The organism is Mycobacterium colombiense, assembly GCF_003284935.1.
In the GTDB taxonomy this organism is placed as follows: Bacteria; Actinomycetota; Actinomycetes; order Mycobacteriales; family Mycobacteriaceae; genus Mycobacterium; species Mycobacterium arosiense_A.
Genome location: NZ_QMEV01000008.1, coordinates 45201 through 67411 on the forward strand (window position 1 = coordinate 45201; position 22211 = coordinate 67411).

At 66.2% G+C, this 22211-nt stretch carries 24 protein-coding genes; 16 read left to right on the forward strand and 8 right to left on the reverse strand.

What is annotated here, in order from left to right; translation table 11 throughout:
• The first annotated feature begins 30 nt into the window (after positions 1–30).
• Together DQP57_RS06195 and DQP57_RS06200 are read left to right on the forward strand one after the other, a co-directional pair.
• Positions 31–825, forward strand: coding sequence for an SDR family oxidoreductase (locus DQP57_RS06195; protein WP_165821758.1), 795 nt, complete (start codon positions 31–33; stop codon positions 823–825).
• Positions 826–840: 15 nt separating this feature from the next.
• Positions 841–1746 (forward strand): SDR family oxidoreductase, encoded by a 906-nt coding sequence (locus tag DQP57_RS06200; protein WP_112632169.1) that lies wholly within the window; start codon positions 841–843, stop codon positions 1744–1746.
• Here DQP57_RS06200 and DQP57_RS06205 read toward each other — a convergent pair.
• The 4 genes from DQP57_RS06205 to DQP57_RS06220 are packed head-to-tail and all read right to left on the reverse strand — an operon-like array spanning position 1743 to position 4263.
• Positions 1743–2195: a nitroreductase family deazaflavin-dependent oxidoreductase gene (locus tag DQP57_RS06205; RefSeq protein ID WP_112632170.1), complete on the reverse strand. Its 453-nt coding sequence runs from the start codon at positions 2193–2195 to the stop codon at positions 1743–1745. The two genes, DQP57_RS06200 and DQP57_RS06205, sit on opposite strands and share 4 nt — an antisense overlap.
• Positions 2196–2235: 40 nt before the next feature.
• On the reverse strand, positions 2236–2688 hold the full coding sequence (locus DQP57_RS06210) for a nitroreductase family deazaflavin-dependent oxidoreductase (RefSeq protein WP_112632171.1): 453 nt from the start codon (positions 2686–2688) through the stop codon (positions 2236–2238).
• An 8-nt stretch (positions 2689–2696) separates the two neighbouring features.
• Positions 2697–3086, reverse strand: a complete 390-nt coding sequence (locus DQP57_RS06215; RefSeq protein ID WP_112632172.1) for a hypothetical protein — start codon at positions 3084–3086, stop codon at positions 2697–2699.
• Positions 3087–3099: 13 nt separating this feature from the next.
• The gene (locus DQP57_RS06220; RefSeq protein WP_112632173.1) at positions 3100–4263 is read right to left on the reverse strand and encodes a steroid 3-ketoacyl-CoA thiolase; all 1164 of its coding nucleotides are present in this window, start codon (positions 4261–4263) and stop codon (positions 3100–3102) included.
• Positions 4264–4395: 132 nt separating this feature from the next.
• On the opposite strand from DQP57_RS06220, the gene DQP57_RS06225 reads away from it, so the two are divergent.
• The 7 genes from DQP57_RS06225 (at position 4396) to DQP57_RS06255 (ending at position 11314) form a co-directional block, all read left to right on the forward strand.
• Positions 4396–5646 (forward strand): cytochrome P450, encoded by a 1251-nt coding sequence (locus tag DQP57_RS06225; RefSeq protein ID WP_112632174.1) that lies wholly within the window; start codon positions 4396–4398, stop codon positions 5644–5646.
• On the forward strand, positions 5646–6659 hold the full coding sequence (locus DQP57_RS06230) for an acyl-CoA dehydrogenase family protein (RefSeq protein ID WP_112632175.1): 1014 nt from the start codon (positions 5646–5648) through the stop codon (positions 6657–6659). The genes DQP57_RS06225 and DQP57_RS06230 overlap by 1 nt, the downstream gene beginning before the upstream one ends.
• Positions 6650–7813 carry an acyl-CoA dehydrogenase FadE29 gene (gene fadE29, locus DQP57_RS06235; protein WP_066877047.1) on the forward strand — a complete coding sequence of 388 codons (1164 nt, stop codon included), beginning with the start codon at positions 6650–6652 and terminating at the stop codon, positions 7811–7813. The genes DQP57_RS06230 and fadE29 overlap by 10 nt, the downstream gene beginning before the upstream one ends.
• Complete coding sequence (locus DQP57_RS06240) at positions 7810–8772, forward strand: bifunctional MaoC family dehydratase N-terminal/OB-fold nucleic acid binding domain-containing protein (RefSeq protein ID WP_112632176.1); 963 nt, start codon at positions 7810–7812, stop codon at positions 8770–8772. Before fadE29 ends, DQP57_RS06240 begins: the two co-directional genes overlap by 4 nt.
• Positions 8769–9170, forward strand: a complete 402-nt coding sequence (locus DQP57_RS06245) for a MaoC family dehydratase (RefSeq protein WP_112632177.1) — start codon at positions 8769–8771, stop codon at positions 9168–9170. Before DQP57_RS06240 ends, DQP57_RS06245 begins: the two co-directional genes overlap by 4 nt.
• A complete protein-coding gene (locus DQP57_RS06250; protein WP_112632178.1) occupies positions 9170–10339 on the forward strand; it encodes a lipid-transfer protein in 1170 nt (389 codons plus the stop codon). Before DQP57_RS06245 ends, DQP57_RS06250 begins: the two co-directional genes overlap by 1 nt.
• Before the next feature lie 129 nt (positions 10340–10468).
• Positions 10469–11314, forward strand: a complete 846-nt coding sequence (locus DQP57_RS06255; protein WP_112632245.1) for an endonuclease domain-containing protein — start codon at positions 10469–10471, stop codon at positions 11312–11314.
• A gap of 64 nt (positions 11315–11378) precedes the next feature.
• On the opposite strand, the gene DQP57_RS06260 is transcribed toward DQP57_RS06255, so the two are convergent.
• Together DQP57_RS06260 and kstD are read right to left on the reverse strand one after the other, a co-directional pair.
• Entirely contained in the window at positions 11379–12248 is an 870-nt protein-coding gene (locus DQP57_RS06260) for a MaoC family dehydratase (protein WP_112632179.1), read from the reverse strand.
• 1 nt (position 12249) lies between these two features.
• Entirely contained in the window at positions 12250–13932 is a 1683-nt protein-coding gene (gene kstD / locus DQP57_RS06265; protein ID WP_112632246.1) for a 3-oxosteroid 1-dehydrogenase, read from the reverse strand.
• Between the two features lie 72 nt (positions 13933–14004).
• On the opposite strand from kstD, the gene DQP57_RS06270 reads away from it, so the two are divergent.
• From DQP57_RS06270 to DQP57_RS06300, 7 genes are all read left to right on the forward strand, one after another.
• Entirely contained in the window at positions 14005–14790 is a 786-nt protein-coding gene (locus tag DQP57_RS06270) for a 2-keto-4-pentenoate hydratase (RefSeq protein ID WP_112632180.1), read from the forward strand.
• Positions 14791–14842: 52 nt separating this feature from the next.
• Positions 14843–15775, forward strand: a complete 933-nt coding sequence (locus DQP57_RS06275) for an acetaldehyde dehydrogenase (acetylating) (protein WP_112632181.1) — start codon at positions 14843–14845, stop codon at positions 15773–15775.
• Positions 15772–16833, forward strand: coding sequence for a 4-hydroxy-2-oxovalerate aldolase (dmpG, locus tag DQP57_RS06280; RefSeq protein WP_112632182.1), 1062 nt, complete (start codon positions 15772–15774; stop codon positions 16831–16833). The genes DQP57_RS06275 and dmpG overlap by 4 nt, the downstream gene beginning before the upstream one ends.
• Positions 16834–16895: 62 nt before the next feature.
• Positions 16896–17201, forward strand: a complete 306-nt coding sequence (locus tag DQP57_RS06285; RefSeq protein ID WP_112632183.1) for a hypothetical protein — start codon at positions 16896–16898, stop codon at positions 17199–17201.
• Positions 17202–17289: 88 nt separating this feature from the next.
• A complete protein-coding gene (locus DQP57_RS06290; RefSeq protein WP_112632184.1) occupies positions 17290–18417 on the forward strand; it encodes a hypothetical protein in 1128 nt (375 codons plus the stop codon).
• Entirely contained in the window at positions 18414–19196 is a 783-nt protein-coding gene (locus tag DQP57_RS06295) for an SDR family oxidoreductase (protein WP_112632185.1), read from the forward strand. Before DQP57_RS06290 ends, DQP57_RS06295 begins: the two co-directional genes overlap by 4 nt.
• Before the next feature lie 46 nt (positions 19197–19242).
• The gene (locus DQP57_RS06300; protein ID WP_240631685.1) at positions 19243–20391 is read left to right on the forward strand and encodes a sulfotransferase family protein; all 1149 of its coding nucleotides are present in this window, start codon (positions 19243–19245) and stop codon (positions 20389–20391) included.
• Positions 20392–20468: 77 nt separating this feature from the next.
• On the opposite strand, the gene DQP57_RS06305 is transcribed toward DQP57_RS06300, so the two are convergent.
• Positions 20469–20918, reverse strand: a complete 450-nt coding sequence (locus tag DQP57_RS06305) for a hypothetical protein (protein ID WP_112632187.1) — start codon at positions 20916–20918, stop codon at positions 20469–20471.
• Between the two features lie 5 nt (positions 20919–20923).
• Positions 20924–22102, reverse strand: coding sequence for a Rieske 2Fe-2S domain-containing protein (locus tag DQP57_RS06310; protein ID WP_112632188.1), 1179 nt, complete (start codon positions 22100–22102; stop codon positions 20924–20926).
• Positions 22103–22211: the final 109 nt, after the last annotated feature.

Genomic DNA, 22211 nt, shown 5'->3' on the forward strand with positions numbered 1-22211 from the left:
AAGCAAGCACTTGCTTGGTACGCTAGCACAGTGACTCGCGCCGAAGCATGCCCCCCGTTTGAAGCCATCAACTTGGGGCTGGCCGAGCGGGTGGTTCTCGTCACCGGTGGTGTGCGCGGGGTGGGGGCCGGCATCAGTTCCGTGTTCGCCGAGCAGGGCGCCACCGTCGTCACCTGCGCGCGGCGCGCGGTCGAGGGGCTGCCCTATGAGTTCCACTCGTGCGACGTCCGCGACGACGACGCCGTGAAGGGATTGATCGACACCATCGTGGACCGGCACGGTCGGCTCGACGTCGTCGTCAACAATGCCGGGGGATCGCCGTACGTGCTGACCGCGGAGTCCAGCGCCAAGTTCAACCGCAAGATCATCGAGCTGAATCTCATTGGTGCACTGTCGGTTTCGCAGCACGCCAACGCTCATATGCAGGGCCAGCCGCGCGGCGGGTCGATCGTCAACATCTGCAGCCTGTCCGGCCGCCGGCCGTCCCCGGGCACCGGCGCTTACGGCGCGGCCAAGGCGGGCCTGGAAAGCCTCACGCAAACGCTGGCGGTGGAGTGGGGGCCGAAGGTCCGGTTGAACTCCTGCGTGGTCGGCATGGTGGAGACCGAGCAATCCGAACTGTTCTACGGCGACGCCGAGTCCATCGCGGCGATCTCGAAGAATGTGCCGCTCGGCCGGTTGGCCAAGCCCGCCGACATCGGTTGGGCCGCGGCGTTTCTGGCGTCCGATGCGGCGTCCTACATCAGTGGTGCCTCGTTGGAGGTGCACGGCGGCGGCGAGCCGCCGCACTATCTGGCCACCACGAACGCCAGCGCGATCAAGTAGAGGAGAGAAGGAACTATGGGAGTGGTTGACGGCCGCGTCGTCATCGTCACCGGAGCGGGCGGCGGCATCGGTCGCGCACACGCGCTGGCCTTCGCCGAAGAAGGCGCGCGTGTGGTGGTCAACGACATCGGGGTGGGCCTGGACGGTTCGCCGGCGGGCGGCGGCAGCGCCGCCCAGAGCGTCGTGGACGAGATCACCGCGGCAGGTGGTGAAGCCGTCGCCGATGGATCCAACATCGCCGATTGGGACCAGGCTGCCGGCCTGATCAAGACCGCGGTCGAAACCTTCGGCGGCCTGGACGTTTTGGTGAACAACGCCGGCATCGTGCGCGACCGGATGCTGGCCAACACCAGCGAAGAGGAGTTCGACGCCGTCATCGCCGTGCACCTCAAGGGGCACTTCGCCACCATGCGGCACGCCGGGTCGTACTGGCGCGGGCTGTCCAAAGAGGGCAAAACCGTTGACGCCCGGATCATCAACACGAGTTCGGGTGCGGGCCTGCAGGGCAGCGTCGGACAGGCCAACTACAGCGCGGCCAAGGCCGGCATCGCGGCGTTGACGTTGGTGGGCGCCGCCGAGATGGGGCGCTACGGCGTCACCGTCAACGCCATCGCGCCCTCGGCGCGCACCCGGATGACCGAGACCGTGTTCGCCGAGATGATGGCGACGCAGGACCAGGATTTCGACGCCATGGCGCCGGAAAACATTTCACCGCTGGTGGTCTGGTTGGGCAGCGCCGAGGCCCGCGATGTCAGCGGCAAGGTGTTCGAGGTCGAGGGCGGCAAGATCCGCGTCGCCGAGGGTTGGGCCCACGGACCGGAGATCGACAAGGGCGCGCGGTGGGATCCCGCGGAGCTGGGGCGCGTCGTCGCCGACCTGCTCGCCAAGGCGCGCCGGCCCGTCCCCGTCTACGGCGCCTAGCGCGGTTCACACACGACGAGCGGGATCACCCGGTCGGCGGCCTCGCGGTACTTGCGGTAGGGCGGGTACATCCGCGTCAGGCGCGGCCAATACCGTTCCCGCTCAGCGTCGGTGGCGTCGCGGGCGACGAGGTCCATCCGCTGCGCGCGGATCTGCACCCGCACGTCGGGATTCTCTTTGAGGTTGAGATACCACAACGGGTCTTCGTCGCGCCCACCGAAGGTCGCGGGCAGGATCACCCGGTCACCGTCGCGCAGGTAGAGCGTCGCGGTCGTCCTCGGCTGGTCGGACTTGCGTCCGGTGGTCGTCAGCAGCGCCGCCGGAAACCGCAACAGCTTCGCGCCGATCTTGCCGTCGGTGTGCTGGTACACCCAGATATGGGCGCGCGCGAAATACTTGAGCAGCAGCGCAATCGAGCGCGAGTTACGAATCCAGCGGCGGTCGGTCATCTTGCCCCGGATGGTTCCCCGCCTTTATGCAGGGGAAACGTCAGGGATCGCAGATCACGATCGGGATGACGCGATCGGTCCACGCCCGGTAGTCGTCGAACGAGGGATACATGGCGTCCAGCTTCGGCCAGTACTCGGCGCGTTCCGCCTCGGTGGCATCGCGGGCCTGCAGCTGCAGCACCTCGTCCTTGATCTGCACGGAGACTGCCGGATTGGCCTTGAGGTTGAGATACCACTGCGGGTGTTTGTCGCTGCCGCCCTTCGAGGCGACCAGAATCACCCGGTTTCCCTCGCGCAGGTAGAGCAGCGGGCTCACCCGGGGTTCGCCGCTCTTGCGACCCGTGGTGGTGAGCAGCGCGACCGGAGCCTTCTGGAAGGTGTTGCCGAATTTTCCGTTGCTGCGCTGGTAGATCCACGCGTTGCTCTTGGCCATCCACTTGATGATGAAGCTGACCCAGGGCGAGTTCAGTGCGCGCGGCTTCGATTTCGGCATGACGGTCCTTAACGACTGTGAACGAAGGGTTTGAAGCGAACCTTGATGTGGTGGATTTCGGCTTTCCCACTTGGGCTTTCGACCGGGATCACGAAGGTCTCGTCGACGTGTGCGGCCAGGCGCCGGCCGCCGAACCCCGCCTTGGTCAGCACCTGGTAGGACGCGTGCACCCGGTCGCCGTCGATGCGGTAATCCGGTGGCGTCGTCTCCGCGAGCAACCGGTACTGCAGTCCGCGATTCAGGCTGCGCCGCAGGTGATTTCCGGAGAAGCCGTTCTTGACGCCTTGCTCGACACGGGTGCACCCGGGCGCGAACGGAACGGCGTCACCGTTGTGGTTGACCAGCGCGTCGATGTAGGACTGCGCCGCAGCGATGCGGCGTTCGTCGGGGATGCTCACAAAAGATCGGGCGCTAGATGCGCTCGATGATGGTGCCGGTCGACAGCGCACCACCCGCACACATGGTGATCAGCGCGGTGGTCTGGTCGGTGCGCTCCAGTTCGTGCAGCGCGGTGGTGATCAGCCGGCTTCCGGTGCTGCCGACCGGGTGGCCCAGCGCGATCGCGCCGCCGTTGACGTTGACCTTGTCCATGTCGGGGTTGTGCACCCGCGCCCAGGACAGCACCACCGACGCGAAAGCCTCGTTGATCTCGGTGATGTCGATGTCACCCATCTTCATGCCGGCCTTCTCCAGCACCTTGGCCGTCGACTGCACCGGGCCGTCCAGGTGGTAGTAGGGCTCGGCCCCGACCAGCGCCTGGCTGACGATGCGGGCCCGCGGCCGCAGGCCCAGCGCCTTGGCCTTGTCCTCGTCCATCCACAGCACCGCGGCCGCGCCGTCGGAGATCTGCGACGACGTTCCCGCCGTGTGGATTCCACCCTCGATCACCGGCTTCAGCGCACTGAGTCCCGACAACGTGGTGTCGCGCAGGCCCTGGTCGCGGCTGATGGTGACGCGCTCGGACGTCGGTTGCTTGTTCTCGTCGAGCGCGGGGGCCTCGATCGGGGAGATCTCGCGATCGAAGCGGCCTTCCTCCCAGGCCTGCTTGGCCTTGACCTGGGAGGCCAACCCGAACTCGTCGATGTCTTCCCGGGTGATGCCGCGCCGCTTGGCGATCCGCTCGGCGGCGGTGAACTGGTCGGGCAGATCGATGTCCCACGACGAGGGACGCAGGATGGTCCGGTCCGGACCCGCGTTCGCGCCGAGCCCGACGCGGCTCATGGCTTCGATTCCGCACGCGATGCCGATGTCGATGGCGCCAGCCGCGATCAGGCCGGCGATCAGGCCGTTGGCCTGCTGACCGCTGCCGCACTGACAGTCCACGGTCATGGCGCCGACGTGGTCGGGCTGCCCGGCGACCAGCCAGCTGACCCGGGTGATGTTGTTGGACTGCTCGCCGTACTGTGTGACGCAGCCGCCGACGATCTGTTCGACGTCGCCGGCGTCGATGCCGACCTTCTCCACGAGAGCCTTCTGCGTGGCGCCCAGCAACTCGGTGGCGTGTAAACCGGACAGCCACCCGTTCCGCTTGCCGATGGGGCTACGGGTGGCTTCAACGATGACAGGGTTACCCATTCCGTCAGGCTAGAACACGTTTCATTACTCTGACAAGCGAGGATGGTGACCTGCCTTTTATCTGCGCAGGAGCCGTGTTTTACTGGCACTAGAACACGTTGCAATTAGTGTTGTAAAAGGAGCACACTTCACATGGCACCCCCCAACATTCCCGCCGACTTCGACTTTCTCGACCCCGACGTCAACCTCGCCGGGCTGCCCGTCGAGGAACTGGCCCACCTCCGCAAGGCGGAGCCGATCCACTGGGTTGACATCCCGAATGGCGCGGGCGGCTTCGAGGACCACGGCTACTGGCTCGTCACCAAGCACGCCGACGTCAAGGAGGTGTCGAAGCGCAGCGACATCTTCTCGAGCTGGATGAACGGCGCCATCCCCACCTGGCCGCCGGAGATGAAGCGCGAGCAGGTCGAGCTGCAGCGCAGCGTGATGCTCAACATGGACGCGCCGCACCACACCCGGCTGCGCAAGATCATCTCCCGCGGGTTCACCCCGCGGGCGATCGGGCGGCTGGAAGCCGAGCTGGCCCAGCGCGCCCAGAACATCGCCGCGACCGCCGCCAAGGAGGGCACCGGCGACTTCGTCGAACAGGTCTCGTGCGAGCTGCCCCTGCAGGCCATCGCGGGTCTGCTCGGCGTCCCCCAGGAGGATCGCGACAAGCTCTTCCGCTGGTCCAACGAGATGACCGGTGGCACCGATCCGGAGTACGCCACCGTCGACCCCGCGCAGTCGTCGATGGAGCTGATCACCTACGCCATGGCCATGGCCGAGGAGCGGGGCAAGAACCCCACCGACGACATCGTCACCACGCTCATCCAGGCCGACATCGACGGCGAGAAGCTCTCCGACGACGAGTTCGGTTTCTTCGTGGTCATGCTGGCCGTGGCGGGCAACGAGACCACCCGAAACTCGATCACCCACGGCATGATCGCGATGGCGAACAACCCTGATCAGTGGGAGCTGTACAAGAAGGAGCGCCCGGCGACCGCGGCCGACGAGATCATCCGGTGGGCCACCCCGGTGTCGGCCTTCCAGCGCACCGCCAACGAGGACACCGAGCTGTCCGGCGTGCAGATCAAGAAGGGTCAGCGGGTGGTGATGTCCTACCGGTCCGCCAATTTCGACGAAGAGGTCTTCGAAGACCCGCACACCTTCAACATCCTGCGCGACCCGAACCCACACGTCGGGTTCGGCGGCACCGGCGCCCATTACTGCATCGGCGCGAACCTGGCCCGCATGACGATCAACCTGATCTTCAACGCGGTCGCCGATCACATGCCGGACCTCAAGCCGATCGGCGAGCCCGAGCGGTTGCGGTCGGGCTGGCTCAACGGCATCAAGCACTGGCAGGTCGACTACAGCGGCAAGCACGCGGTGACGTCCTGATGGACTTCGACCTCACCGCGACGCAACAGGCCGTCGCCGATGTCGTCACGTCGGTGTTCGAGCGCGAGCTGAGCTGGGACGCTTTGGTCAACGGTGGTGTGACGGCGCTCCCGGTGCCCGAGCGCCTCGGCGGCGACGGCGTGGGTCTGCCCGAGGTCGCCACCGTGCTGACCGAGATCGGTCGCCACGGCGCCGTCACGCCGGCCCTGGCCACACTGGGCTTCGGCGTGCTGCCGCTGCTCGACCTGGCCTCCGACGCACAGCAGGACCGGTTCCTGGCCGGAGTCGCCAAGGGCGGGGTGCTGACCGCCGCGCTCAACGAGCCGGGTACCGCGCTGCCGGATCGGCCGTCGACGACGTTCGCGGGCGGCCGGCTGTCGGGCACCAAAATCGGCGTCGGCTATGCCGGACAAGCGGATTGGATCCTGGTGACCGCCGACAGCGCGGTGGTCGTGGTGTCGCCGAAGGCCAACGGCGTCGAGGTGGTCCAAACCCCGACCTCCAACGACTCCGAGGAGTACACGGTCACGTTCGCCGACGTCGCGGTCGAAGACTCCGACGTGTTGGCCGGCGCGACGGCCTCGCGGGTCAACCAGTTGGTGCTGGCCGCCATCGGGGCCTACGCCGACGGGCTGGTGGCCGGGGCGCTGCGGCTGACCGCCGACTACGTGGCCAACCGCAAGCAGTTCGGCAAGCCACTCTCGACGTTCCAGACCGTCGCCGCGCAACTCGCCGAGGTCTACATCGCCTCGCGCACTATCGATTTGGCGGCGAAGTCGGTCGCCTGGCGGCTGTCCGAGGGCCGCGACGCCGACGATGACCTGGACGTCCTGGGCTACTGGATCACCTCGCAGGCCCCGCCGGTGATGCAGCTCTGCCATCACCTGCACGGCGGGATGGGGATGGACATCACCTATCCCATGCACCGGTACTACTCCACGATCAAGGACCTGTCCCGGCTGCTCGGCGGTCCTTCTCATCGTCTCGATCTGGTGGGAGCGCAATGTTCATAGACCTGACCCCCGAGCAGCGTCAGCTGCAAGCGGAACTGCGGGAATACTTTTCCAACCTGATCTCCTCCGACGAGATGAAGGCGATGGAGCAGGACCGGCACAACGAGGCCTACCGCGCGGTGATCCGGCGGATGGGCCGCGACGGCAAGCTCGGCGTCGGCTGGCCAAAGGAGTTCGGCGGCTTGGGCTTCGGCCCCATCGAGCAGTCGATCTTCGTCAACGAGGCACACCGCGCCGACGTGCCCCTGCCCGCGGTGACGCTGCAGACGGTCGGCCCGGTGCTGCAGCAGTTCGGCAGCGAGGAACAGAAGAAGAAGTTCCTGCCCGCGATCCTGGCCGGCGAGGTGCACTTCGCGATCGGCTACACCGAGCCCGAGGCCGGCACCGACCTGGCGTCCCTGCGCACCACCGCGGTGCGCCAGGGCGACGAGTACATCGTCAACGGGCAGAAGATCTTCACCACCGGCGCCCACGACGCGGACTACATCTGGCTGGCCTGCCGCACGGACCCGGAAGCCGTGAAGCACAAGGGGATTTCGATCCTGATCGTCGACACCAAGGATCCCGGTTACTCCTGGACCCCGATCATCCTGTCCGACGGCGCCCACCACACCAACGCCACCTACTACAACGACGTGCGGGTGCCCGCCGACATGCTGGTCGGCGAGGAGAACGGCGGATGGCGGCTGATCACCACCCAGCTCAACAACGAGCGGGTGATGCTGGGTCCCGCGGGCCGCACCGCCGGCATCTACGACCGGGTGCACGCCTGGGCGTCCAAGCCGGGCAGCGACGGCGTCACGCCGATCGATCACCAGGACGTCAAGCGGGCCCTCGGCGAGATCCACGCGATGTGGCGGATCAACGAACTGCTGAACTGGCAGGTGGCCGCCGCGGGTGAGGACATCAACGTGGCCGACGCCGCGTCGACCAAAGTCTTTGGTACCGAGAAGATTCAGTACATCGGCCGGCTCGCCGAGGAGATCGTCGGCAAATACGGCAACCCCGCCGATTCGGACACCGCCGACCTGCTGAAGTGGCTGGACTCCCAGACCAAGCGCAACCTCGTCATCACCTTCGGCGGCGGCGTGAACGAAGTGATGCGCGAGATGATCGCCGCGGCCGGACTCAAGGTGCCGAGGGTGCCTCGATGACCGATATCAAGGAAGCGGTTGCGGAGATCACCGCCACCGTCGTCGCGACCCCGCGCGAGGCGCGGGATCCGGTGAACCAGCCGACGATCAACAATTGGGTCGAGGCGCTGGGGGACCGCAACCCGATCTACGTCGACGAGGCCGCCGCCAAGGCCGCCGGTCATCCCGGGATTGTCGCCCCACCGGCCATGATTCAGGTGTGGACGATGTTCGGACTGGGCGGCGAACGCCCGACCGACGACCCCATGGGCCCGATCATGCAGCTGTTCGACGAGGCCGGCTACATCGGCGTGGTCGCTACCAACTGCGAGCAGACCTACCACCGGTATCTGCGTCCCGGCGAGCAGGTCACCGTCGTGTCGGAGATGCGCGACGTCGTCGGCCCCAAGCAGACCGGGCTCGGCGAGGGCTGGTTCATCAACCAGCACATCACCTGGCGGGTCGGTGACGAGGATGTCGCCGAGATGGCCTGGCGGATACTGAAATTCAGGCCCCGCGAGGATTCCGGCGCGTCCGCGTCGGTCCCTCAGGACCTGGACGCCGACGCCATGATGCGTCCGGCGGTGTCCCGCGACACCGCCTTCTTCTGGGAGGGTGTGGCGGCGCACGAGCTGCGTATCCAGCGCCTCGCCGATGGCACCCTGCAGCACCCGCCGGTGCCGGCGGTGTGGCAGGACAAAGGCGAGCCGATCGACTTCGCGGTCGCCAGCGGCCGCGGCACGGTGTTCAGCTACGTGGTGCACCACGCACCGAAGGTGCCCGGTCGCACGCTGCCGTTCGTGATCGCGCTGGTCGAACTGGAAGAGGGCGTTCGCATGCTGGGCGAGCTGCGCAACGTCGACCACGCCGCGATCAAAATCGGAATGCCGGTCCGCGCAACGTATATCGACTTCCCGGCCGGTGAATCCGGCCCGGAGTGGAGCCTCTACGCGTGGGAGCCCGTGGGAGACGAAGCATGAGCGCACCCGTTGTTGAAGTGGGCACCAGGCTGCCCGAACTCAAGCTGCATGGCACGCCAACGTTCATCATCTCGACGGCCCTGGCCACCAGGGACTTTCAGGACGTGCACCACGATCGGGACCTGGCGCAGGCCAAGGGTTCCAAGGACATCTTCGTCAACATCCTCACCGACACCGGGCTGGTGCAGCGCTACGTCACCGACTGGGCGGGCCCGACGGCGCTGATCAAGTCGATCGGTCTGCGGCTCGGTGTGCCGTGGTACGCCTACGACACCGTCACCTTCTCCGGTGAGGTGACCGCCATCGACGACGGCCTGATCACGCTGAAGGTGTTCGGCCGCAACAGCCTTGGCGATCACGTCATCGCGAACGTGACGCTGACGATCGGGGGTGCCTGATGTTGTCGGGTAAGGCTGCCATCGTCGGCATCGGTGCCACCGACTTTTCCAAGGACTCGGGCCGCAGCGAACTGCGGTTGGCGGCCGAGGCGGTCTTGGATGCGTTGGACGACGCCGGCTTGAGCCCGTCCGACGTCGATGGGCTGACGACGTTCACGATGGACACCAACAACGAGACCGCGGTCGCGCGAGCGGTCGGCATTGGTGACCTGAAGTTCTTTGCCCAGACGGGTTATGGCGGCGGTGCCGCGTGCGGGACCATCCTGCATGCCGCGATGGCCGTCGCCACCGGAGTGGCAGACGTCGTGGTGGCTTACCGCGCCTTCAACGAGCGCTCCGGCATGAGATTCGGTCAGGTCCAAACCCGGCTGGTGGGAAATGCTGGCGTGCAGGCTGATTCGACCGCCGCCGACAATTCGTTCTCCTATCCGCACGGGCTGTCCACACCGGCCGCGCAGGTCGCGATGATCGCCCAGCGCTATATGCATCTTTCCGGCGCCAGCAGCCGGGACTTCGGTGTGATCTCGGTGGCCGACCGCAAGCATGCGGCCAAGAACCCGAAGGCGTATTTCTACGAGAAGCCCATAACCATTGAAGACCACCAGAATTCGCGGTGGATCGCCGAGCCGCTGCGGCTGCTGGACTGCTGCCAGGAGACCGACGGTGCGGTCGCGATCGTGGTGACCTCACCGGAGCGCGCGAAGGATCTCAAGCAGCGGCCGGCGATCATCGAGGCGGCGGCGCAGGGGTCTAGCCCCGACCAGTACACGATGGTCAGCTACTACCGGCCCGAACTCGGTCTGCCCGAGATGGGGGTGGTGGGCCAGCAGCTGTGGGCGCAGTCGGGGTTGAAGCCGACCGACATCCAGACCGCCGTGCTTTATGACCACTTCACCCCGTTCACGCTGATTCAGTTGGAAGAGTTGGGATTCTGCGGTCGCGGCGAGGCGAAGGACTTCATCGCCGACGGCGCCATCGAGATCGGCGGGCGGCTGCCGATCAACACCCATGGTGGCCAACTCGGCGAGGCCTACATCCACGGCATGAACGGCATCGCCGAGGGCGTGCGTCAACTGCGGGGCACCTCGGTGAACCCGGTGCCCGATGTCGATCACGTCCTCGTCACGGCCGGAACCGGCGTCCCCACGTCGGGCCTAATCCTGGGCTAAGCGGCTTTCCTCTGGCGCGAGTGTGCGGCCACCCGCACGTTCACGTTCGAGTGTGCGGCCAGCCGCACACTCGTCGTCGTGTGGACAGCCGAAGTGACGGCAGGTGGCAGTGCCTGGGACGCTGCTGTGGTGCAAGACCCATTCATCGGCAGCGAGGCGATCGCTGCAGGGACTTTGACGAAGACCCAACTTGATACACGCTGTCGACGACTGTTTCCCAACATCTATGTGCAACGTGATACTCGGGTCGATATCGGGCTTCGCGCAAAGGCGGGGTGGCTATGGACGGGACGATTAGGTGTGGTCGCAGGTTTCGCCGCGGCTGCTCTACACGGCAGTAAGTGGACCGATGATTTACAGGTAATCGAGTTGATCCACGACAATCGGCGTAATCCACCCGGCATACAGACTCACCGGGACCGCATCGAAGAGGACGAGATTGACTCGGTGGCGGGCATGCCAGTCACCTCACCGTCACGGACGGCATTGGACTTGGGGTGTTGGTACCGGACGATGACGGCCGTGGCAGCTATCGACGCACTTGCGAGAGCAACGGAGATCAAAGCCGCAGATATCGATTTGCTTGGCCGTAGATATGCCGGACGCCGCGGCATCTCGCGGGCACGCCAAGCCGTAGATCTGTTCGATCCCGGTGCGCAGTCACCGAAAGAGTCGTGGCTCCGCGTCGTCTTGATCCAGGCAGGCCTGCCGAGACCGCAGACACAAATCCCGGTGCTCGACGAATTCGATAGTGCTATCGCTTATCTGGACATGGGTTGGAAGGACGTCAAGGTGGCCGTTGAGTACGACGGCGAACAGCACCGCAGCGATCGCCGGCAGTACACCTGGGACATCCGTCGCCTGGAGACGCTTGAGCGTCTCGGCTGGATCGTCATCCGGGTGGTGGCAGGCGACCGGCCCGCAGAGATCGTTGGACGTGTTCGGGCGGCGTTGGCCCGGCGAGTGTGCGCCTAGCCGCGCGGTCGAGCACGAGTGTGCGGCCAGTCGCACACTCGGCGGGGAGACGAGCGAAAAGCCCCTAGGCCGGGACCAGTTCGACGCCCGACAGCACGACGGCGTTGTCGCGCGAGGGCGCGACGACGCTGGCCAGGAAGCGGCCGTCGTCCTTCCAGATGCCGACCTTGAGCGTCTCGCCGGGGAACGCCACCCCGGCGAAGCGCGCGCCGTAGGCCGCCACCGCGCCGGCATCGCCGTCGAGCAGCGCATCGGTGATCGCCTTGCAGGTCATGCCGTAGGTGCACAGCCCGTGCAGGATGGGCTGGGAAAACCCTGCGGCGGCGGCGAATTCGGGATCCGAGTGCAGCGGGTTGCGGTCGCCGCACAGCCGGTAAAGCAGCGCCTGCTGCGGCAGGATCGGCACATCGACCTCGAGATCGGGGGCGCGGTCCGGCGCCCCGTCCGACGACCCGCCCCCTGAAGGACCGCGCTCGCCGCCGAATCCGCCCTCACCGCGGGCGAAGATCGACCGTCGCTGCGTCCACAACACCGTGCCGTCGGGCGCGGTCACCGTCGTCTCGCTCCAGATCACCGCGGCCTTGCCCTTGTCCCAGATGTCGGTGAACCGGGTGACGGCCTTGGCCGACCCCGACGGCGGCAGCGGGGCCGGCGCCTCGACCCGCTCGCTGGCGTGCAGCACCTTGCTTAGCTCGATGTCGATGCCGGGGAACTTGACCGTCGGCGGCTTCGTGACATGGAAGGTGGCGGCGACGTTGCCGAACGTCGGCAGCACCTGCGGGGTGTCGTCGATCAGGTAGCGCAGCTCGCGCGGGTCCATCGGATCGGCGCCCGCGCCCAACCCGAGGTGATAGAGCTGCACATCGCTGCTGGCCCAAGAGAATTCGATGGGATCGAGCTCGGCGTTCAACGCGACGTCTACGTCGATGGGCATATCAGCGCTCCTCCGCAATGTGCAGCGCCGCCAGGTAACCGAAGGTCATGGCCGGACCGATGGTGCCGCCCGGACCGGGGTACGTGTGGCCCATCACCGGGGCGCTGACGTTGCCGGCGGCGTAAAGGCCTTCGATGATACTGCCGTCGTCGCGCAGCGCCCGGCCGTGGATGTCGGTGCGGATGCCGCCCTTGGTGCCCAGGTCGCCAGGCACCATCTTGGCCGCGTAGTAGGGCGCGTGGGTGATCTCGCCGAGGTTGGGGTTCGGCTTGTTGGTCGGGTCGCCGTAGTACCTGTCGTAGGCGCTCTCGCCGCGCTGGTAGTCCTCGTCGACGCCCGAGCGCGCGAACCCGTTGAAACGTTCCACGGTCGCGGTGAATTCGTTCACCGGAAGGCCGGCCTTGGCCGCCAGCTCCGCCAGCGTGTCGGCCTGGATGATGACGCCGGACTCCAGCCACTTGCGCGGAATGCGTTGTCCGGGCTGCAATCCCGCGAAGATGTACCGGTCCCGGTACTGCTGGTCGAACACCAGCCAGGCGGGAATGTTCTCACCCGGGCCGGGCCCCTGGCCGTATTCACCGCCGTACATGTGGTGGCAGGCCTCTACGTAGGGCATCGATTCGTTCATGAACCGCTTGCCCGACATGTTGACGATGATCGACCCCGGCGAATTGCGCTCGGACAACGCGAACCAGGGCGCCCCCACCAGCGGGACGGTGGGCCCCCACCAGGCGTCTTCCATCAGATCCAATGCGGCGCCCAGCTTTTCGCCGGCCAGGATTCCGTCACCGGTGTTCGCCACCGCGCCGACGGTCCACTCGGTGGTGATCGGTGCGCGCTGGTATTTCACCCGCATCTGTTCGTTGTGCTCGAACCCGCCCGAGGCCAGGATCACCCCGCGTCGGGCCCGGATCAGCCTGGGCTCACCGGATTCGGCGTCGCCGGCCCCGCGCACGTAGACCCCGCGCACCACACCGTCTTCGACGTAGAGGTCGGTGAGCGCGGTGTTGAGCACCACCGGAACCCCGGCGCGCTGCAACCCGATTCGCAGCGGTCCGATCAACGCCCGGCCCATGCCGACGAGGTTCTTGCCGGTCGCCTTGGCCCACATGGTCCGCGCCCCGACCTTCACACTGCGCAGCACGCCGCGCGGGTGACGCTTGAGCTGGTTCAGCCGCACGTAATCTTGTTGCATCACCACGACGTTCAGCGGCACCTTGCCGTAGGCCGGCTCCAGCCCGGCTTCGTCGGCGCCGAGCTTGCGGGCGTTGAACGGCTTCGGCTCGATCGATCGACCCTCCGCGCGCCCGCCCGGCGACTCGGGGTAGTAGTCGGAGTACTTCGGCACCCAGCACATCTTCAGCGGTGCGTGCTTGAGCACAAACGACAGCATCTCGGGGCCGCGCTCGAGGTAGGTGTCGATCTTCTCGGGCTCGACGACGTTGCCCACGATCCCGTGCAGATAGGTGCGGGCGGCCTCGGCGGTATCGCGGACCCCGTCACGCTTGAGCACTTCGTTATTTGGGATCCAAACACCGCCGCCCGAGCGTGCGGTCGAACCGCCGAAGTGCGGGGCCTTCTCGATGACTATGGTGGAAAGGCCCCGGTGAGCGGCGGTAAGGGCGGCCACCATGCCGGCTCCGCCGCTCCCGACCACGACGACGTCGTACTCCTGCGCTGACATGTAGAACACGTTATAGAATTGCCCGGGGCGGCCGCTACTGGCCCGGTCGACCGTACGAGGAGACTTGGAAAAATGCTCAGTGTTGCCACGCGCGACGAGCTAGCTGCCGACTTGGCGCAGGCCGAGCGGAGCGGCGAGCCGATCGCCCCGTTGACCGCTGCCTATCCGGACATCGACGTCGTCGACGCGTACGAGATTCAGCTGATCAACATCCGCCAGAGGGTCGCGGAGGGGGCCCGGGTGCTCGGCCACAAGGTGGGGCTCTCGTCGAAAGCGATCCAGCAAATGATGGGCGTCGACGAGCCGGACTACGGACATCTGCTCGACGAGATGCAGCTGTTCGAGGACACCCCGGTCAAGGCGAACCGCTACCTGTACCCCCGGGTCGAGGTCGAGGTCGGCTTCATCCTGAACGCCGACCTGCCCGGAGCCGGCTGCACCGAGGACGACGTGCTGGCGGCCACCGAGTCGTTGGTCCCGTCGATCGAGCTGATCGACACCCGGATCACCGACTGGAAGATCGAACTGTGCGACACCATCGCCGACAACGCCTCGTCGGCGGGTTTCGTGCTCGGCGAGGCACGCGTGTCGCCCCGCGACATCGACGTCAAGGGGATCGACGCCGTATTGCGCTGCAACGGTGAGGTGGTCGCCGAAGGCCGCACCGACGCGGTGCTGGGCAACCCGGTCACCGCGGTGGCCTGGCTGGCCCGCAAGGTGGACGGCTTCGGTGTCCGCCTGCGCAAGGGTGACGTGGTGTTGCCCGGATCCTGCACGAAAGCGATCGACGCGCACCCGGGCGACAACTTCGTCGCCGACTTCGCGGGCCTCGGTTCGGTGCGTCTATCGTTCGAATAGGCTCGATTTAAATCGTCTAACTTAAATCTCAAAAGCTTCGAAAAGGGGCATCATGCCGACTAAGGCGACTGTGGCCATTGTCGGGTCGGGGAATATCAGCACTGACCTGCTCTACAAGCTGCTGCGATCGGACTGGCTGGAACCGCGCTGGATGGTCGGTATCGACCCGGAGAGCGAGGGCCTGGCCCGCGCCCGCAAGCTGGGTCTGGAGACCACCCACGAGGGTGTGGACTGGCTGTTGGCGCAGCCGGAGAAGCCCGACCTGGTATTCGAGGCCACCAGCGCCTACGTGCACCGCGACGCCGCCCCCAAGTACGAGGCGGCCGGCATACGGGCCATCGACCTGACGCCGGCGGCGGTGGGACCCGCGGTGATCCCGCCGGCCAACCTGCGCCAGCACCTGGACGCGCCGAACGTCAACATGATCACCTGCGGCGGGCAGGCCACCATCCCGATCGTCTACGCGGTGTCGCGCGCCGTCGCCGACCTCGGGGGCGTGCCGTATGCCGAGATCGTCGCCTCGGTCGCCTCGCTGTCGGCCGGCCCCGGGACCCGGGCCAACATCGACGAGTTCACCAAGACGACCAGCCGGGGGGTGGAGACCATCGGGGGCGCCACGCGCGGCAAGGCGATCATCATCTTGAACCCGGCCGACCCGCCGATGATCATGCGCGACACCATCTTCTGCGCCATCCCCGAGGACGCCGACCGCGACGCGATCGCCAAGTCCATCCACGACGTGGTCGCCGAGGTGCAAACCTATGTGCCGGGATACCGGCTGCTCAACGAGCCCCAGTTCGACGACCCGTCGATCAACTCCGGCGGCCAGGCGCTGGTCACCACGTTCGTCGAAGTCGAGGGTGCGGGCGACTACCTGCCGCCTTACGCTGGAAATCTGGACATCATGACGGCCGCGGCGACCAAGGTCGGCGAGGAGATCGCCAAGGAATCCCTGAGCGCGACGGCCGGAGGAGCGCAATCATGAGCACCCGGGAGATTTTCTTCAACCCGATCTGGGACGTGCGGATGACGGATACGTCGCTGCGGGACGGTTCCCACCACAAGCGTCACCAGTTCACCAAGGACGAAGTCGGCGCCATCGTGGCCGCGCTGGACACCGCCGGGGTGCCCGTCATCGAGGTCACCCACGGCGACGGACTGGGGGGCTCGAGCTTCAACTACGGGTTCTCCAAGACCCCCGAGCAAGAGCTGATCAAGCTCGCCGCCGAGACCGCCAAAGAAGCCAAGATCGCCTTCCTGATGCTGCCCGGCGTGGGCACCAAGGAAGACATCAAGGAGGCCCAGAACAACGGCGGCTCGATCTGCCGCATCGCCACGCACTGCACCGAGGCCGACGTGTCGATCCAGCACTTCGGCCTGGCCCGCGAACTCGGTCTGGAAACCGTCGGGTTCCTGATGATGAGCCACACCATTACGCCGGAGAAGCTGGCCGCCCAGGCGCGCATCATGGCCGACGCGGGCTGCCAGTGCGTCTATGTGGTCGATTCGGCCGGGGCGCTGGTCCTCGAGGGCGTGCGTGACCGGGTCGCGGCACTGGTCGCCGAGCTCGGCGACGATGCCCAGGTCGGCTTCCACGGCCACGAGAACCTCGGCCTCGGGGTGGCCAACAGCGTCGAGGCCGTCCGGGCGGGCGCCAAGCAGATCGACGGCTCGTGCCGCCGCTTCGGCGCCGGTGCCGGCAATGCCCCCGTCGAGGCGCTGATCGGGGTGTTCGACAAGATCGGCGTGAAGACCGGGATCGACTTCTTCGACATCGCCGACGCCGCCGAAGAGGTGGTCGCCCCGGCCATGCCCGCCGAGTGCCTGCTCGACCGCAACGCCCTGATCATGGGGTACTCCGGGGTGTACTCGAGCTTCCTCAAGCACGCCATCCGCCAGTCCGAGCGCTACGGTGTGCCCGCCCATCAGCTGCTGCACCGCGCGGGCCAGCGCAAGCTGATCGGCGGCCAGGAGGACCAGCTGATCGACATCGCGCTGGAGATCAAGCGCGAGCAGGAAAGCGGCGCCGCGGCCCCGCGTTGACCTGCCGGTTCGCCCGAACGCACGCACAGGCGGCGCAAAGCTACCGCGAGTAACCTGGCCGTATGAGCACATCCAACACAGTCGGCGCCCGTCGCCGCGGGCTGTACGGCCTGCTCGCCGGGGGATTGATGACCGCTGCCGCCGCAACGGTGATCGCCGTGCCCTTGGCCGGCACGGCCAACGCGCAATGCAACCAGGACGTGGGGCAATCCATCGATTCGTACCTGCAAAAGCACCCGGATCTTCACCAGCAGCTGCAGCAAAGGTCGCAGGCGGAGGGCGGGAACGGCAACGTCATCGATTACCTCAACCGGCATCCCGACGTCCGGCAGCACCTGATCGACCTGTCCCACTCGTGCCCTCCGTAGTGAGTCGGCGTCGTCTTTGAACGCTGTGGTCGACGCGCGGGAACGTTCGCCATTGACGAAAAAGTAGAACACGTTCTAGCGTCTAGGCGTGTTCTCTGATTCCCTCACCGCTGCGATCGCCGAGGCCGAGCAGCTGGTCGCCGACGCACCGTTCATCGAGACCGAAGCCGACCTGCTGGAAGGGTTGCAGTATCTGGCCGGCTGCATCTCGGCCTGCATCCATCTCGCCGTGGACTACGACCGCGACCATCCCTTCCTGCAGTCGGGTACCGGGCCGTTCACCAAGATGGGCCTGGACAACCCCGACACCCTCTATTTCGGTACCCGGGTGCACGCCAACCACGACTACGTGGTCACCGGCAGGCGCGGAACCACCACCGACCTGAGTTTCCAGCTACTCGGCGGCGAGTACACGGACGACTTCGTGCCCGTCAGCCAGGCCGCGTTCGACGATCGCGAGCTCGAGATCGCGCCCGACGGCAGCTTCGAGTGGCGGGTGCGACCCACCAGCCCCGGCCAATTGGTGATCCGCGAGGTGTACGGTGACTGGTCGGCTCAGCGCGGCACGCTGGCGATCTCGCGGCTCGACACGGCGGGCACCGCACCGCCGCCGTTGACCCGTGAGCTCATCGAAAAGCGTTACGCCACGGCGGGAAAGCAACTCGTCCAGCGAGTGAAGACCTGGCTGCAATTCCCGCAGTGGTTTTATCTCGACCTGCCGGTCAACACCATGGTGCCGCCGCGGCTGACTCCGGGCGGACTGGCCACGCAGTACTCGTCGGTCGGGCACTTCGACCTGCGACCGGATCAGGCGATGGTCATCACCATCCCGGTCACCGACGCGCCCTATCTCGGCTTCCAGCTGGGCAGCCTCTGGTACATCTCGCTGGACTACATCAACCACCAGACCTCCCTGAACAACACTCAGGCGCAGGCGGATCCGGACGGCAAGGTGCGCATGGTCGTCGCCGATCAGAACCCGGGAGTGACGAACTGGGTCGAGACGCTCGGCCATCGGCGGGGCTTCCTGCAGTTCCGCTGGCAGCGGGTGTCGCGTGAGCTCACCGATGCCGACGGTCCGAGCGTCGAGGTGGTCGACATCGACAAGGTTTCGGCCGCGTTGCCGTACTACGACCACAACAAGATCTCAGAGGACGACTGGCGTGCCCGTATTGCGCTGCGCCACCAACAGATTCAGGCGAGGATGCTGGGATGACGAAGTTGCTCGACGGCAAGGTAGTGGTGATCAGCGGCGTCGGCCCGGGTCTGGGCACGACGCTGGCGCACCGATGCACGCGGGAAGGTGCCGACCTGGTGCTGGCGGCCCGCACACCGGAACGCCTGGACGACGTCGCCAAGCAGATCGCCGACCTCGGCGGCCGGGCGACGACGGTGCGCACGGACATCACCGAGGATGACCAGGTGAGCAACCTGGTCGAAGCCACCTTGGAGGCCTACGGCAAGGTCGACGTGCTGATCAACAACGCGTTCCGGGTGCCGTCGCTGAAACCGTTCTCCAGCACCAGCTTTCAGCATATCCGCGACGCGATCGAACTCAGCGCGCTCGGCGCGCTGCGGCTCATCCAGGGGTTCACGCCGGCGCTGGCCGAGTCGAAGGGCTCGATCGTCAACGTCAACTCCATGGTGTTGCGGCACTCGCAGGCGAAGTACGGCGCCTACAAGATGGCCAAGTCGGCGCTGCTGTCCATGTCGCATTCGCTGGCCACCGAGCTGGGCGAGCAGGGGATCCGGGTCAATTCCGTTGCACCTGGCTATATCTGGGGTGAAACCCTGCAGGGCTACTTCAACCACCAGGCCGGCAAGTACGGCACCACGGCCGAGCAGATCTACGAGGCCACCGCGGCCGGCTCCGATCTGAAGCGGCTACCAACCGAGGACGAGGTTGCCTCGGCGATCCTGTTCATGGCCAGCGACCTGTCCAGCGGTATCACCGGGCAGACTTTGGATGTCAATTGCGGGGAGTATCACACCTGATGCCGCCATCGACGATGCAGAGCGAAGCGATGAGGAGGAGATGGCGATGACGGTTGCACGCACCGATGTCGGCACCGTTGACGATTTGAAGGCGTCGGCCAGCAAGATGATCGGGCTAGACGATTTCGGTACCAACGACGACAACTACCTCGAAGCGCTGGAGGTGCTGCTGGACTCCTACCGCCGCGATGCCGACCTGACGCCGTTGGGCAGCAAGATGAATCGGTTCTTCCTGCGCGGCGCGCTGGTGGCCAGGCTGCTCTCCGAAGCTGCCTGGAAGCAATACCCGCAGCACGCGGACGTCGTCATCGAGCGGCCGATCTTCGTGACCGGGCTGGTGCGCACCGGCACCACAGCTTTGCACCGGCTGCTTGGCGCCGACCCCGCGCACCAGGGGCTGCATCTGTGGTTGGCCGAATTCCCGCAGCCGCGCCCGCCGCGTGAAACTTGGGAATCCAACCCGTTTTACAGCCAACTGAACGAACAGTTCAACAAGCACCACGCCGAAAACCCGGACTACACGGGTCTGCATTTCATGGCGGCGTACGAGCTGGAGGAGTGCTGGCAGCTGCTGCGGCAGTCGCTGCATTCGGCCTCCTACGAGACGCTGGCGCACCTGCCCACCTACTCGCGGTGGCTCTCGGAACAGGACTGGACGCCGTCGTATCAGCGGCACCGCCGGAACCTGCAACTGATCGGGCTCAACGACGCCGACAAGCGGTGGGTGCTCAAGAATCCCAGCCACCTGTTCGCGCTGGACGCGTTGATGGCGACCTATCCCGACGCGTTGGTGATCCAGACCCACCGCCCGGTCGAAACGATCATGGCCTCGATGTGCTCGCTGGCGCAGCACACCGCCGAGGGATGGTCGACGTCGTTCACCGGGGCCCAAATCGGTGCCGACGCAATGGAAACCTGGTCGAGGGGGCTGGAGAGGTTCAACACCGCGCGCGCGAAATACAGCCCGTCGCAGTTCTACGACGTGGAGTACAAGGAATTGATCGCCGACCCGTTGGGCACCGTGGCCGACATCTACCGGCACTTCGGCCTGACGCTGACCGACAAGGCTAGGGCCGCGATGGAAAAGACCCACGCGGACAGCCAGTCCGGTCCGCGGGCGCCCAAGCACACTTACTCGCTGGCCGACTACGGCCTCACCACCGAGACGGTCAAGGAGCGATTCGCGGGCCTGTGAGTCTCAGGCGCCACAATGGTTTCCGTGCCGGCGGGCACATCCGTTGCCCGCTTCTGAGCGACAACGTCACGAATCGCTCAGTCTTCGTCCGGATCGTCGTCGAGGTAGCCCTCGGCGACCGCATGCTCGATGCTGTCGGCGAGTTTGGGGCACGACCGGGTGCGCGCGGTGTCGCCACCGGACTCACGCACCTGGGTGAAGTGCGCGCAGCGCTGCCACGCTTCGGTGTTCCATTGCACCGCCGTGTGTCCCGGCCCGAGCCTGCGGACGGTGACCCGCACGTGGCAGAACCGGCAGTCCACCGGCATCAGACCCGAGTTGAGGTATCGCTCACGGTCGGCGCGGCTCGCTTCGGCGACGGCCGCGGCGCGCTGCGGGTCGTTGGCGAAATCCCTTGACTTCGACCAGGATCGGGACCCGCCGTCGCCGGCGGGCTTCTCGTCGTGGTCGTGGTGATCGCCATGCAGCAACAGCATCGATCGCGCAAGCTGATCGACGTCAGGTACCGCCGGCTGATCGTCGCCCATGATTCCTAGTGTTGCTTGGCCGGCACGTCGTCGGTGACGGCCTCGTCCGCCTCCGAGTCCTTGGCCTTGAGGTTCTCTTCGACCTCGGCATTCCAGTACTCGTTGGCGCGGGTGGTGTCCACCTCGATCTCGAAGCGCTCCACCATTTCCGGCTCGATGTCGGCGACGTCGACGTAGAACTGCTGATACCAACGGCGCAACTGGTATACGGCGCCGTCCTCCTCGACCAGCAGCGGATTGTCGATGCGGGTCTTGTGCTTCCAGATCTCGACGTCCTGCAGGAAGCCCTTGCTGACGCCCTCGGTGAACACCTTCGAGAGCTTCTCGGTCATCTTTTCGTCCATGCCCTTGGGCTTTTCGACGATGACGCCCCACTGCAGCACGAACGAGTTCTGGGTCACCGGGTAGTGGCAGTTGATCAAAATCGATTCGGCCTTGTAGCCGCCGTAGCTGTTGTGCAGCCAGTTGATCATGAACGACGGCCCGAAGTAGGAGGCCTCGGAGTCAAGGTGCGCCTCCCCGTAAGTGGTGCCGAGATCGTTGACGTCGGGCCGGCCCACGTTGTGCAGGTACTGCGAGGCGATGTGGCCCTCGAAGACGTTCTTGAAGTACGTCGGCAACCCGAAATGAATGTAGAAGAAGTGCGCCATGTCGGTGACGTTGTCGATGATGTCGCGGCAGTTGGACCCCTCGATGAGGATGCTGTTCCACCGCCAGTCGGTCCATTCATCGCTGGCCGCTTCGGGGATGTCGGGAATGCGCACCGCGGGGTCCGGCGGATTGTTTTCGTGGTCATGCCAGACGAACAGCAGGCCACCGCGCACGTCGGTGGTCCACGACCGGGTGCGCGCCGTCTTGGGGGTGCGCTTGGCGTAGGGCACGAGCTTGCAGCGGCCGTCGCCACCCCAGCGCCAGTCGTGGAACGGACAGGCCACCTCGTCGCCCTTGATGGTGCCCTCGGACAGGTCGCCGCCCATGTGGCGGCAGTAGCCGTCGAGGACCTTCAGGTCGCCCTGCGAGTCCGCAAAGACCACCAGCTTGGTCCCGAACGCCTCGATCGAATGCGGCTTGCCGTCCTGGAAGTCCTTCGCAACGCCCAGGCAGTGCCAGCCACGGGCAAATCTGGTCGGCAAGGCGCCGGGATCGATCTCCCGGATGCCGACCGCCTTGGTGTCGGTACTCACCTGTCACCTCCAACTCGCTGGGCCTCTAACTAGAACACGTTACAGTTTTGCAGCGGGGGCGCGCAACGACGGCGCGCCTGGCCACGGCATATGCACGCTGCGGTATATC